The 14,212-nt window shown below is 67.7% G+C and carries 8 protein-coding genes and 1 pseudogene; 5 read left to right on the forward strand and 4 right to left on the reverse strand.

All coding sequences use genetic code 11. The annotated features are described in order from the left end of the window. The first annotated feature begins 242 nt into the window (after positions 1-242). The gene (gene mdh, locus WS68_RS12450) at positions 243-1,415 is read left to right on the forward strand and encodes an iron-dependent methanol dehydrogenase (protein WP_059571104.1); all 1,173 of its coding nucleotides are present in this window, start codon (positions 243-245) and stop codon (positions 1,413-1,415) included. Positions 1,416-1,674: 259 nt separating this feature from the next. Here mdh and WS68_RS12455 read toward each other — a convergent pair whose 3' ends face one another. Next, positions 1,675-2,568 carry an SDR family oxidoreductase gene (locus WS68_RS12455; RefSeq protein ID WP_059571105.1) on the reverse strand — a complete coding sequence of 298 codons (894 nt, stop codon included), beginning with the start codon at positions 2,566-2,568 and terminating at the stop codon, positions 1,675-1,677. Positions 2,569-2,670: 102 nt separating this feature from the next. On the opposite strand from WS68_RS12455, the gene WS68_RS12460 reads away from it, so the two are divergent. Both WS68_RS12460 and WS68_RS12465 read left to right on the forward strand, forming a co-directional pair. Further along, positions 2,671-3,546: a helix-turn-helix transcriptional regulator gene (locus WS68_RS12460; protein WP_059571106.1), complete on the forward strand. Its 876-nt coding sequence runs from the start codon at positions 2,671-2,673 to the stop codon at positions 3,544-3,546. 217 nt (positions 3,547-3,763) lie between these two features. Then, on the forward strand, positions 3,764-3,985 hold the full coding sequence (locus WS68_RS12465; RefSeq protein ID WP_059571107.1) for a hypothetical protein: 222 nt from the start codon (positions 3,764-3,766) through the stop codon (positions 3,983-3,985). 70 nt (positions 3,986-4,055) lie between these two features. Here WS68_RS12465 and WS68_RS12470 read toward each other — a convergent pair whose 3' ends face one another. The 3 genes from WS68_RS12470 to WS68_RS12480 form a co-directional block, all read right to left on the reverse strand. Then, positions 4,056-8,027: a DUF748 domain-containing protein gene (locus WS68_RS12470; protein WP_059571108.1), complete on the reverse strand. Its 3,972-nt coding sequence runs from the start codon at positions 8,025-8,027 to the stop codon at positions 4,056-4,058. A 135-nt stretch (positions 8,028-8,162) separates the two neighbouring features. After that, positions 8,163-9,812: a DUF1254 domain-containing protein gene (locus WS68_RS12475; protein ID WP_059571109.1), complete on the reverse strand. Its 1,650-nt coding sequence runs from the start codon at positions 9,810-9,812 to the stop codon at positions 8,163-8,165. Between the two features lie 218 nt (positions 9,813-10,030). Beyond that, the gene (locus WS68_RS12480) at positions 10,031-10,873 is read right to left on the reverse strand and encodes a lysozyme inhibitor LprI family protein (protein ID WP_059571243.1); all 843 of its coding nucleotides are present in this window, start codon (positions 10,871-10,873) and stop codon (positions 10,031-10,033) included. 321 nt (positions 10,874-11,194) lie between these two features. On the opposite strand from WS68_RS12480, the gene WS68_RS12490 reads away from it, so the two are divergent. Continuing rightward, positions 11,195-13,759, forward strand: coding sequence for a heavy metal translocating P-type ATPase (locus WS68_RS12490; protein ID WP_059571111.1), 2,565 nt, complete (start codon positions 11,195-11,197; stop codon positions 13,757-13,759). Positions 13,760-13,773: 14 nt separating this feature from the next. Further along, positions 13,774-14,192: pseudogene (locus tag WS68_RS12495) on the forward strand (DUF4087 domain-containing protein). Positions 14,193-14,212 lie beyond the last annotated feature (20 nt).

The following is a 14,212-nucleotide window of genomic DNA, read 5'->3' on the forward strand; positions in this document are numbered from 1 at the left end:
GCGCGCCAGCGAAGCCGGCGCCGCCCGGTCGCCTTCGAGCGGCCGTCCAACGATCGTTCCGACCGCTCCAAAACTCCACACATTGATTGATTCAAAGCTGAACAATCAGCGCGCTCTGATCGGCCAATAGCGGCCATGCAGCGCTCATGCAGCGGCCGGGACATCGGCGTGCAGGCATTGGTACGGTTCATGCGTCCGCAAGCGGGTGCTGCACGCGAACCCACCATGACCAAGGAGACGACATGAGCTACCTGAACATCGCTGAGCGCACTGACAGCTTTTTCATGCCCTGCGTCACCCTCATCGGCCCAGGCTGCGCGCGGGAAACCGGAACGCGCGCCAAATCGCTCGGCGCGAAAAAAGTCCTGATCGTCACTGACGCGGGCCTGCACAAGATGGGGTTGTCGGAAATCATCGCGGGCTACCTGCGCGAAGCCGGCCTTCAAGCGACGATCTTCGCGGGCGCCGAACCCAATCCGACCGATCTCAACGTTCACGACGGCGTCGCGCTGTTCGAGCAGCACGGGTGCGATTTCATCGTGTCGCTCGGCGGCGGCTCGTCTCACGACTGCGCAAAAGGCATCGGGCTCGTAAGCGCCGGCGGCGGCCATATCCGCGATTACGAGGGCATCGACCGCTCCAGCGTGCCGATGACGCCGCTGATTTCGATCAATACGACGGCCGGCACCGCGGCGGAGATGACGCGCTTTTGCATCATCACGAATTCCAGCAACCACGTGAAGATGGCCATTGTCGACTGGCGCTCCACGCCGCTCGTCGCAATCGACGATCCGCGCCTGATGGTGGCGATGCCGCCGGCGTTGACCGCCGCGACCGGCATGGACGCGTTGACGCATGCGGTGGAAGCCTACGTGTCCACCGCGGCGACGCCGATCACCGACGCCTGTGCCGAAAAGGCGATCGCGCTGATCGGCCAGTGGCTGCCGAAGGCTGTCGCGAACGGCGAATCGATGGAGGCACGCGCGGCGATGTGCTACGCGCAATATCTCGCCGGCATGGCGTTCAACAATGCGTCGCTCGGCTATGTGCATGCGATGGCGCATCAGCTCGGCGGCTTCTACAACTTACCGCATGGCGTGTGCAATGCGATCTTGCTGCCGCACGTGTGCGAGTTCAATCTCATCGCCGCGCCCGAGCGCTTTGCCGCCATCGCTTCGCTGCTCGGCGCGAGCACGCCGGGGTTGAGCACCACCGAAGCTGCCCGGGCCGCTATCGCGGCCATCCGGAGCCTGTCCGCGTCGATCGGCATTCCGTCGGGCCTGGCCGGCCTCGGCGTCAAAGCCGACGATCACGAAGTGATGGCGCACAACGCGCAGAAGGATGCTTGCATGCTGACGAATCCGCGCAAGGCAAGCGTGGCCCAGGTCATCGCTATTTTCGAAGCGGCCATGTAAGCGTCGGCGCCCAGCAAGCGCCGCAGGCAGGTGCGCGCCGCGCGGCCTTCGGCGCGCCACCGGCGCTGCCGATGCGCGAAGCCGCGCGCATCCCGGCAACGAACCGGCATTGTGCGCGCGCCCGGTTCGCCGGGCGTTTTTGGTGTTTCGTGTGTTTCGCACGCCCCGTCTGCCCATCCACCTCACGCCCGGCAACGAACCGGCCGTACAGCAATTGAAATCGCGGCCGTCACCATCGAGCCGGTCAAGAAGACCGGGACTATCGCCCCATATAAGCCGGATGATCGATATCGGCGATGAGCCCGGGCTGCTGCGGCTGCCAGCCCAGCGCGGCCCGCGTCCGCTCGCTCGTGGCCGGACAATCCGTGCCCACGAACGCGGCAAGCCAGCCAAAATGCGCGTGCGCCTCTTGCGGCGGCAGCGACACGACCGGCACATCCAAGCGCCGCCCGATCACCTCGGCAATCGCCTTGAAAGGCACGCCCTCATCGGCAACCGCATGGAACGGCCCCTGTTCCGCGCGATGCTCGAAAGCCAGCCGGAACACACGGGCGGCATCGACGCGGTGCACCGCCGGCCAGCGGTTGAGACCGTCACCGATGTAAGGAGATACGCCCTTGTCGCGCGCCAGACCGACGATGCGCGGAATGAAGCCACGGTCGCCATGACCATGCACCGACGGTGGAAGCCGCACCACTGTCGCACGCACGCCCCGCGCGCTCAGCCGCGCAATCGCGCCCTCCGGGTTGCGCGGAAACGATGTGGACGGCTCGCGGGCCGGCGTCTGCTCCGTCGCCATGCCGCCGGGCGCGAGCAGCGCGATGCCCGACGTCGCCACGAATGCACGTTCGGAGCCTTCGAGCGCGGCGCCGATCGTGTCGATCACGCGCAGCTCGTGCGCCGCATTCTCGGCGAATTTCGAGAAATCGTGATTGAAGGCGGTATGGATCACCCCGTCCGATTGTTCCGCGCCTCGCCTGATGCTGTCCAGATCTTCGAGCGAGCCGCGCTGGACCTCAGCCCCCGCCGCCGCCAAAGCGTCGGCCCCTTGATCCGAACGGGCCAAGCCAAGCACCTGATGGCCGGCTTCGATCAGTTCCTTGACGACGGCCGAGCCGACCCAGCCGGTCGCGCCTGTGACGAATACACGCATCGCATTTCTCCGCAGGTATGTAATGCAGGCTATGATCGATCCACGCGTTATCCTGGTAAAGTAGTGACGTCATCATATTATGATCATTAACAGGACAGCAGGATGGTTAAGCGCGATTCATCGGGCAATCCGCTGGGAACCTATTTGAGAACCCGCCGGATGAAGCTCGATCCGGCCGCGTTCGGCTTTCCGTCCGAGCGTCGCCGCACGCCCGGCCTGCGCCGCGAGGAAGTGGCGCAGCGCGCGCATATCAGCCCGACCTGGTACACGTGGCTGGAGCAGGGGCGCGGCGGCGCGCCATCGGCGGACGTGCTCGACCGAATCGCCGGCGCCCTCATGCTGACCGACTTCGAGCGCGAACATCTGTTCGTGCTCGGCCTCGGCCATCCGCCCGAAGTGCGCTATCAGAAGAACGAAGGCGTCACGCCGCGGCTGCAACGCGTACTCGACGCGCTGGACCCGAGCCCGGCGCTCATCCGGACGGCAACGTGGGACGTTGTCGCATGGAACCGTGCGGCGACCATCATGCTGACCGACTATGGCGCGCTTCCGCCGGAGCAACGCAATATCCTGCGCATCGTGTTCCTCGATCCGCGTGTGCGCACCGTGCATCAGGATTGGGCCAACGCGGCGCGGTTCGTAGTGGGCGCATTCAGGGTCGACGCGGCGCGCGCGGGTGCGGCGGCGAACGTCGAGCCGCTCGTCGACGAGCTTTGCCGGCTCAGCCCAGAGTTCGACGCGATGTGGCGCGACCATCACATCAGCGAAGCGCATGGAGAAGCCGTCAAGCGCGTGCGGCACCCGGTGCTCGGCCCGATTGGGTTCGAGTACTCCGTCTTCGCGGTGGACGGCCGGCCGGATCTCAGCATGGCGGTCTACAACCCGGTGGAACCGGCGGACGCAGCGGCGAGGCTCAGCGCATTGATCGGCGCGCCGCCCGAGCGCACCAGGCCGGCAAGCACCGCGAATTCCCGCTGATCGAGTCGATCCGCGGCCCGCATGATCCCCCACCGTCGCTTCTGCAAGTGGCCCCAACACACGCGCCGCACCTTCGATCCGTTTGCAAGGCATTCCCGCCGTTTGGCTTGCCGATCGCTCGATGTGCGCATCTGCCGCGCACGCAAGCGCTTTTTTTCCAAGTTGGCGAAAGACTATTGACGTGCGATAACGGGCCATCACGATCCGGAGCACTACGATGGCCACGCTGGAAGCATTACGCTGCGTGCTCGACGACGAGCGCACCCCCGACATCATTCGCCACCACATCATCGACTCGCTGCAATACACGTTGCGCAATTACGGGCAGGTGTTCAGCGCGAAGGAAATCGCATGGTTGAGCGAATGGGACGATCCGCGCATTCCGATCGCCGCGCGTAAGGAACTCGACAAGCGCGAACCGGCCGGCGCAGTACGCTGACGCGGCAGCGCGCGCGACGCGCCGCCGGGCCGCCCGGCCGCGTCAGTGCCGCCATTCGAGGCCGCCTGCGTCACTTCAGCCCGAAGTCGACGCGCGTTGTCGCGCCCTTGTCGTCGATGCCTTTCGCGTCGAGCTTCGGCGCGACGATGAAGATTCGGTTCGCATCGACCTTGCCGTCCAAATATCGACGCACCGCCTGCGCGCGGTTCTGCGCAAGCGCGAGCAGCGCCGATTCATCGAGCGGCGCGTGCTCCGCGAGCGCCTTCTTCATGTCGGCGTCGGGCAGCGTCTTCGTCAAACCAATCATATTGCGCGGCTTCTTGAAATCGGCGGCCTTGTACGCTTTCGTCAGGTACTTCGAGTATTCGGCCGGCTCGACTTTCACGGTGACCGGATCGACGCTTTCGCCTTGCCCGATTACGTCCTTGAGCTTCTGCTGTTTGACGAGCCGCTCGACATACGCATCGCGCAGGCCGGGCAAATCCTTATCGGGATCGACGCGGCCGATCAGGTCGAGCCGGATCGACGGCTTGTCGGCAAGCATCTTCGAGATCGTGTCGAGCTTCTTCTGGTCCGCGTCGGACAGTTTCGCGTAACCCGGCTCGAACTCGACGTAACCGAGTTCCTCGCTGCCGCTGCCGAACGCATGCGCAAGCAGCGTGAACGGCGACGTGACGGCCTTCGCGATCAGGTTCAGCACCGCGCGCCAGATCAGCCCGCCGATACTGAACTCCGGGTTCGACAATGATCCGGACACCGGAATATTCACGTCGATTTGGCCTTGCGAGTTCTTCAACAGCGAAATCGCAAGCCGCACCGGCAGCTTCGTCGCGGTGTCGTTATCGATGTGGTCGCCGAACGTCAGTTGATCGATGAAGATGTGATTGTTCGCGGTGAGTTGGTCGTTGTCGAGCTTGTAGCTCAGATCCACGTTCAGCTTGCCTTTCGTGATCGGATAACCCGCATACTTCGCCGAGTATGGCGTGAGGTTCGTCAGCTCGATATCGTGCGCGGTCGCCGTCAAGTCGAGCGCGGGCTTCTCGATCAGCGGATTGACCGTGCCCTTGATCGCGATCGGCCCGTTGGCGGCCAGTTTCGCGTCGATGTTGACGGGCGCGGCCGTGGTGGAGTCGGTGCCGAACGCGCCGACCGTGCCGTTGATCGCGACGAGATTCGCCGAGTAGTTCGGCTTGATGAAGTTGTCGGTATACGTGACGCGGCCTTTTTGCAGCAGCAGTTGGCCGAAATGCAGCCGCACCGGATGCGCCGGCGGCGCGGCCGCTTTCACGATCACGGGAGCGGACGCGCCCGCCGGTGCGGCGGCGGATTCGGACGCGGCCGCGGACGATTCGGCAGCGGCCGGGGCCGCCTGCGTCAACGTAGCCGCGTTCGACGCGTGCGCCGCCACATCGGAGGCGGCCGTCCCTGCATGCGCGCTTGCCGCCCCGCCTGCCGCCCGCTCGCCGGCGGCAGCCGCCCCCGATACGGCCTGCGGCGACAGCGGCACCGGCTCCTTGCCGCTCGCATCGCGCGTGAGCGACTTCGCTGGGCCGGTTTCCTGCGCCACGACCTGCCGCAAATTCAGCTTGCCCTGCGCGTCGAGCAGCACGCGCCCGTAGAAATTCGAGAACGTCACGCGCGCCGCATCGACGTCCGTGCCCCGCACGCCGTCGTAATTCGCCTTCAGATTCGTGAGCGCGAGCGAGCGCCAGCCGGCAAACGGATCGGACGTCGCCTTGTCGAGCAAACGCACGTCGACGAGCGCCGCATCGCCGCGATACGACGCGCGCGCGGCCTGCTTCGTCTGCTCGAATTCGAGATCACCCTTCGCGTTCAGCAGCGCGCTCGCGATTGTCGCGTTCAGCATGCTGCCGAAATACGGCTCGAATGCGGCCGCGTCGAGCCGGTTGCCGTTCAGCTTTAGGCCAACCTTCAGCGGCGTCGCCGTCACGTCGCCCGATACGTCGAGCGAGCCCTTGCGATTGAGCGTCGCCGTGAGCTTGACGGGCAGTGGCCGGGTCAGATCGTCGCTGATCTGCCGCACGTTGAGCTGCAGCGGCGCGAGCGCAAGCTTCACGGCGCGCGGCGTCGAGCGGTCGGTGAAATTCGCGCTGGCGTCCTTCACGTTCAACTCGTCGATCTTGTAATGCCAGGCGGGCTCGGCTGCACGAGACGATGGCGCGTGCGTGCGTGCTTGGTCCGCCGGTTTGCCGCGCGATTCGCCGAGCGCCGCCAGATCGATCCGCCCGTCCGGCAGCCGCGCGACGTCCAGCGCCAGGCCCGCCGCATCGACACTCGCGATCTCGGCACGGCGCGCCGCCAGATCGACTTTCGTCACCTTCACGCGTGCATCGGGCACCACGATCGCGGGCGTCTTCGAATCCGGCAGCGCGATCTTCAGCGATTTCAGGCCAAGTTCGCTGTCGGTCACTTGCGCGTCCAACGGCGTCTTCGACCAGTCCGCCTTCGCGTTGAGCGTCGTGCTGAGCGCGCCGTCGAGCAGGTGTGCGGATGTCGCACCGGCCAAATACGGGCGCACGGCCGACAGGGCGAACGCATCGATGGCGAGCTTGGTGTCCGCCTGCCGCGCGGCAAGATTGAACGCGCCTTGCGCGTTGATCGCGCCGCCGCTCGCGAGGTCCGTCGCGAGCGTGTAGCGCGCGGGCGCCTGGCCCGTGAGCGAGAAATCGGCGAGCGTCGCCGCGACGTGCGTAAACGATAAGGCCGCGGGCGTCGCGAGCGATGCGTCGGCCACGTTCAGCGTGCCGTCGTTGATCGCGAAGCGCTTGATCGTCAGATCGAGCGGTTGCGCGTCGCGCCGCACGGGTGCGGCAACCGGGCTCGACGCGGCGCGGGCCGCGACGGCGGAAGGCGCGGACGCAGCCACGGCAGCCGGCGTTGCGGCAGCGCGCACCGCGCCCGGCACCGAAACCGCACTCGCGGAACCCGCCGCGCCGTCCGCCGGCGGCGACGACGACGCGCCCGCCAGCTTCTGCACGTTCAGCATCCCGGCCTTGTCGCGCGTCAGCGCGACGACTGGCTGATCGATCCGGATCTCGTCGAAATGCAGCGCGTTGCGCAGCGGTTCGAGCTGCGCGGCCGCCACATGCACGCCGCGCGCGGCGAAAAGCGGCTCGTTTGCCTGGCTCGTCACCTGCGCGTCGCGCAAATCGGCCGTGCCCGATATCCGCAGCACGGACGCGTCGCCCGACATCGCGAAATTCACGTTGACATCGCTCGTGAGCTTGCCCGCGCGCACGTCGACGGGCAGCTTGGCCGGCGCATACGACAGCAGCCGCGGCAAATCGAGCCCGTCGAACTTCAGATTGATCGACGATTCGCGCGACTGCGCAAACGGCTTGGTCTTACCGTCGATCGCGAACGGACTGCCGTCGACGCGCGCGCGCAGCCTCGGCTCGACGAAGACGTCGCTCTTCGAGGCCAGCGTGGCGATGAACGGAATGCCAAGCGACCATTGATCGACGACGTGCTTTTCGTTCAGCAGGCGATCGTCGAAATCGATCCGCCCGCGGTTGACCTGAATGTTCGAGACGGAAAACCGCACCGGCTTGCTGTCGGGCTGCGGCGACGGCTTGGAAAATTTGTCGATCAGATCGGTGAAATTGAAACGTTGCGCGTCATAGCGAACGACGCGCAAGTGCGGGTCATCGAGCCGCACTTCGTCGACGATCGGCGCAAGGCGCGCGACTGACGCCCACGACGCGCGCATGACGAGCGTGCCGATGTCAATGAAATCGCCCTGCCCGCCGCGCTCGCCGATTCGCACGCCGCCGGCTTCGAGCCGCAGCGTATAAGGATTGAAGGCGATCCGCGCGATCGTCGCAGGGCGCTCGAGCTGCTGGCTCAACTGCTGCTCGGCGATATGCCGGATCAACGGCGGCGCGGCGAAAAAGCCCAGCAGTCCGAATAGTATGACGAAAATCAGCGCGCCAATGCCGGCGCGCTTCGCGCGGCGCGACCGGGCAGCATCGCCGAGCTTGTGCAAGGTCGATTGGACGGGTTCTTTGTCGAAGCTTGCCATGAATGAAATGCATGATGCCGCCATCGCGGCTGGGAAAATTCGGAACGGAAACAGCTTTTGCCAGTATAGGCATGCGCGTTTTGCCGTGCAGTCACGTCGCACGCGGCCTTATGACCGGGCGACGTGTGCAAACGTTCACTTGCGAACGACCGCCGGCGGACGCCAGCTATCGTCGCAGGCTTGACGTTTCGGCGCGTAGAGGTGCAGCGCAAGCGCGAAATCGCTGCGTGGCGCGGGCAGCCAGTTCGATGCGCGGCCGCCGGGCGGCGTCGCGGACACGGCAATCTCGATTGAGCCGTCGCGGCCGCGATGCAGGTCGTGCTCGGTAAGCGAACGGCGGCCGCGGCCCAGCTCGGGCAACGCGCCGTCCGGCATGTACGGCGCAAGCGACCAGAATGCGCGCACGGGCGGCAGCGCATCCGCCGCGAAACGGATCGCGTAGCGATACGCGCCGTTCAGCGGCCGGCCCGCGCTGTCGGTCTTGACGACAGCGACCGCTTCATCGGAGCACGTCGCGGCGTCGAACTGCGTCGACGCGGCATACGCACGCAACGCATAATCGACGCCATAGTTGCCGACACCGTCGCCAAGCCAGCTCCAACCGTTCGCGGTCATCGCGTTCGGCGGCGGCGCGGCAAGCCGCACACGCGCCTCGGCGACACCGCGCTCGGCCGCGGCCAGCCGGTCGCCCTGCCACTGCACGGGCGCACCGGCCGTCACGCCGATATCCGCGAGGATTTGCTGCGCATGCGCGTCAGCCGCGGGCGGCGGATTGTCCCGCAACGCGCGCGCGGCGCGCGAGAAGAACGCATTGGGATCGAGCGCCGCGACCTGCTCCACCGGCCCGAGATCGGACGCGGCGGCCGCCGCTGATGCGTCGCCTGGCGAGCGCTCCACCGCAGACGGGCCACCCCACGCCGCTTTTGTTGACGGCAAACCCGCCGCCGGCTGCAGCGTGGGCGATTGTTGCGCCGTGCCCGATTGGGCCGCTGCCGCACGTTCGGCCAGCGGCCGTGGCTGATCCGCAGACCGTGCGCCGGCCGGCGCCTGAGGGTTCGCCATCGGCTGCCCCGCCGGCGCGCTGCCGGCCGAAGCCGCCGGGCGGCGCGCGGCCGACGCGCCTCGCGTGCCAGCCGCGCCGATATAGGCCGATAGCGGCACGACGCGAATCGCGCGCTGCAGTTTCCTGGCGGCTTCCAGATCGTGATTGCCCGCCGCGCGGATGCGCACGTCGAGCCAGACACCATGCGTGGGCGCATCGACCCGCACGACGCCCGCCGGCAGCTTGCCCGTCCAGCCGGACGCCGCGAACGCGATCGCCGACGGGCGATCCGGCCGCCCATTCGCGCGCGCGCCCGAACCGGCCATCGCCGTCGACCACAGCACATTGGTCCACATATCGAGCGCGCGCGCGTCGAGATAACGGCCGTGCGAAGCCGGCAGCACGACGACGACGGGCTCGTCGCGAACATCGAGCCACGCGGTCGAAGCCAGCAGGTCGCTGCTCGCGAGCGGCGGATTCGGCGCACCGGGCGCGGGCAGCGCGCGCGCATGGCGCAATGTGTTGACCGGCACGCCGTCCGCCGCGTCGGTTTGCCTGGCAAAGTCCATCAACACGAGCGGATAAGCGTAAATATAAGAATCGACAACTTCGCTGCGCATCCAGCCGGTCTTGCGTTGAATGGCATCCGGCGTCGACGCGCACCCCGCGAGCAGCGTCAGCGCGACAAGCGGCGCGCAGGCGCGCCGCCACGAACCAGCAGTTTCTTGCGATATTTTTATCATTCGGTGGCACGGCAAACGCGCGGCAAAGCCGCGCGCGTTGATTGGCGGTCGGCGCTCGCGTGATCTCGTGTGGTCCTCGTAGCGTTCATGCCGGCCGGGTGACGCTTGATCAGCGCTATTTTTAGGATCGGCTGTATCGTAACCTTGTCACCCCGGCAAAAACAATGTCTGCCAGCATCGGCAGCATGCGTGCTGTTCCGATGCCTGCCCGCCTCAAGCTACCCGCGCAGTTCGACAAGCCGCCCGCTGTCCAGCCCGAAACGCCGCACGACCTTCACCGATGGCTTCTGCGCAAACGATGCGCCTTCCGGCCGGTCCAGATATTCGACAACGACCACCGCCGCCGCGCCACCACGCTCTATCGATACCGCAACGGGCGTCAGCCGGTCGCCGAGCAGCACGGCCGGCGCGCCGCCGCGATCCGGCTGCGCCGCCGCGACGTACAGAAATTGACCGCTGCCGCCCGGATCGTCGCTGAGCAGCACGGCCGTCACCGGCCGGCCAGCGACCGTCACCGTGCTGCTGCGCGCGATGAGCTTCGTCACACGCTGCGTCGCGGAACCCGGCGCGGCCGCCTGCACCGCCGCGCCGTTCGTCAGTTTGATCGGCTCACCGTCGATCACGTAAACCGCACCGGCCGGATCGGCCGATAGCGGCGCCGCCGGGCCGGACGCTGCGGGCACGCCCGCAGCACGCAGCGCGAGCCGCTCGTCCGCGACGTCGCGCAACGCGGTGATCCGTGCGGTGTACGCATCCGTCAAACAGGCGATCCTGCCCCCGCACGCATCGCGCACGCGCTGCCGCCAGCTCTGCTGGCCGCCGCGCAACGCATCGCGAAACTCGCGGTAAGCCATCCCTTCATCGGCCGGACGTGCGCGCTGCAAAATTTCGTAGTACGTCGCCATCCGCACATCCAATTCGCCGAGCGCGGGACTTGCGCAGATCGCACGTTCGGCCGCGTTCGACGCGCGCGCGCAATCGAAGCTCGCGGCAAGCGCAAACGGAATATTCAGTGTCAGCGCGGCGCCCAGCGCCACGGCCCGCCATCGTATTGTCGACATCGTCTTTCCTCGCTTCACGCGCCTCGACGCCGCCGCGGCCGTTCCGCGCGACGTGCCCGGCCCCGGCAATCCCGCCCAGCACAGTACGCGCCGATTGTAACCAAACCGTCAGCCGCGCGGCCGAACGGCGCGCGCACGGCGTGCGCGCCCGTGAATCCCGTTCGGCGCGCGGCGGCCTCCTGCTTCAGGCATCCACCGCCGAACCCGCCGCGCAGCGGCAGCAAACGCTGGCGATGCATCATCCGCTTGACCTTCCTATCATGGGAATGTTGATACTTCACTCATCGGCGGCCTCGCCCGCCTTATCGAATTGGATCGCAGATGACTGATCTGTCCATTCCCGCCGACCCGGCCACGGCGACGCTGCGCATTGAAGGCATGACGTGCGACGGCTGTAAGACCCGCGTCGAGCAGGCGCTCGCCCGCGTGCCGGGCGTAAGCCGCGCGCACGTCGATCTTGCCACCGGCATCGCGAAGCTCGACACAACGCCCGCGCTCGATCCGGCCGGCCTGCTCGACGCGCTCGGCGCAGCCGGATATCGCGCGACATTCGCGCCGGCGGCCGCCGAAGGGCGTGAAGCCGGCCTGCACGCCGAAGAAAACCGTCGCGGCGACGAAAGCGAGCACGGCGACAGCCACCGTGCCGTGCAGGTTGCGACCACCGTTTCGCTCGACATCGGCGGCATGACCTGCGCGTCATGCGCCGGACGCGTCGAAAAAGCGCTGTCGCGCGTTCCCGGCGTGGTGCGCGCGTCGGTCAACCTCGCCACCGAAACAGCGACGGTCGACGCCGCCTCCGGCGTCGCCGCCGCCGCGCTCATCGATGCCGTGCGCCACGCCGGCTACCGCGCTTCGGCAATCGACAGCATCGCGCCGCCCGCGCCCGCCGCCGCCCATTCGAGCGCCGGCGAGCGCAAGCTCGCCGAAGCCCGGCGCGAGCGCCAGCTGATGATCGCGTCCGCCGCGCTGAGCGCCCCGATCGTGTGGCCGATGCTCGTCGCGCCGTTCGGCATCGACGCCGCGTTGCCCGCATCGCTGCAGCTCATATTGGCCTCGATCGTTCAGTTCGGCTTCGGCGCACGCTTCTACCGCGCCGCATGGCATGCGCTCATCGCGCGCGCCGGCAACATGGATCTGCTCGTCGCACTCGGCACGTCAGCCGCATACGGCCTGAGCCTTTGGTTGATGCTGCGCGGCGAACCCGGCCATCCCGCGCATCTGTACTTCGAGGCGGGCGCCGTGATCATCACGCTCGTACGTCTGGGCAAATGGCTCGAAGCACGCGCGAAGCGGCAAACCACCGACGCGATCCGCGCGCTCGACGCATTGCGCCCCGAGCGCGCACGCGTCGTCGAGCACGGCGTCGAGCGCGACGTCCCGCTCGCGCAAGTGTGCGTCGGCACGGCCGTGCGCGTGCGGCCAGGCGAGCGCATCCCGGTCGACGGCCGGATCGCGGCGGGCGTCACCCATGTCGACGAATCGCTGATCACCGGCGAAAGCCTGCCTGTGCCAAAGCATCCGGGCGAGCACGTGACCGCCGGCTCGATCAACGGCGAGGGCGCGCTCACCGTCGAGACAACCGCGATCGGCGCTGAAACGGCGCTCGCGCGAATCATCCGGCTCGTGGAATCGGCACAGGCCGGCAAAGCGCCGATCCAGCGTCTTGTCGATCGCGTGAGCGCCGTGTTCGTGCCCGCGATCGTCGCGATCGCGCTCGTCACGCTCGCCGGCTGGCTCGCCGCGGGCGCGAGCGTCGAGACGGCGATCCTCAATGCCGTGGCGGTACTCGTGATCGCGTGCCCGTGCGCGCTCGGCCTCGCGACGCCGGCCGCGATCATGGCCGGCACCGGCGCCGCCGCGCGGCGCGGCGTGCTGATCAAGGATGCGCTCGCGCTCGAACTCGCGCAGCGCACCCGCATCGTCGCGTTCGATAAAACCGGCACGCTGACCGAAGGCCGGCCAACTGTCACGGCGCTCGAGACGATCGAAATCCCGCGCGCCGATGTGCTCGCGCTCACGGCCGCCGTCCAGCGCGACAGCACGCATCCGCTCGCGCGGGCCGTTGCCGCCGCGTTCGCCGCCGACCCCGCCGCGCGCCGCTCGCCATTCGCGGATGCGCCGGCACACGCGCCACGTGCGGTTGCGGGGCGTGGCGTCGAAGCGAACATCGACGGGCAACTGATCGCATTCGGCAGCACGCGCTGGCGCGACGAACTCGGCATCGGCGTGCCGGCCGGCATCGCGCAGCGCGCGGCGGCGCTGGAAGCGGCGGGCCATACCGTATCGTGGCTGATGCGCATCGACGCGCCGCGCGCCGCGCTCGCGCTCGTCGCATTCGGCGACACCGTCAAGCCGCAGGCGCGCGCGGCGATCGAGCGGCTGGCGGCGCGCGGCATACGCAGCGCGCTCGTCACCGGCGACAATCGCGGCAGCGCCGAGGCCGTGGCCGCGTCGCTCGGCATCGACGAAATACACGCGCAGGTGCTGCCCGACGACAAAGCGCGCGTCGTCGCCCAGATGAAGCAAAAGGCGGACGGCGGCATGGTCGCGATGGTCGGCGACGGCATCAACGACGCGCCCGCGCTCGCCGCCGCCGACGTCGGCATCGCGATGGCGACGGGCACCGACGTCGCGATGCACACGGCCGGCATCACGCTGATGCGCGGCGATCCCGCACTGGTCGCCGACGCGATCGACATCTCACGCCGCACCTACCGCAAAATCCAACAAAATCTGTTCTGGGCGTTCGCCTATAACCTGATCGGCATTCCGCTCGCCGCGCTCGGCTGGCTGAATCCGATGATCGCCGGCGCGGCCATGGCGTTTTCGAGTGTGAGCGTCGTCGCCAATGCTCTGCTGCTGCGCCGATGGACAGGAAAAGCATGATGCACGCCCCCCCGATGGCCAATGCCGCGTGCCGTCCGCGCCGCGACGCCCGCATATGGCGGCGCGCGCTTCATGCGGCCCTCACGCTCGCGGCGATCGCCGCCGGGCTCTGCCTGCCGCGCACGAGCGCGGCCGAAATCCGCTGCGGCTGGCTGGAAAATCCAACGCCAGGAAACTGACGGCTGACGGACCGCAACGGCTCATGGACACTCAGCATGATGGGCGGCCCCGAGGCCAACGGCATGGACTGGCTCCCGGCATGGCGGGCGATCAATACGTGCGGACGAACGGCTACCGCGGCTACGGATGCGCATGCCTGACCGTGGTCAGCCGCAAACGGACACAACGCATCGTGAAGGTGCTCAAAGCACGGCAATTGCCGCTGTCGGCGTGCAGGCGGGACGAGCGGCTCAAGGAGCCGTCTCGCGAATGAGCAGGGCCGCGCGCTGCGCG

The organism is Burkholderia sp. TSV86 (assembly GCF_001522865.1).
GTDB lineage: Bacteria > Pseudomonadota > Gammaproteobacteria > Burkholderiales > Burkholderiaceae > Burkholderia.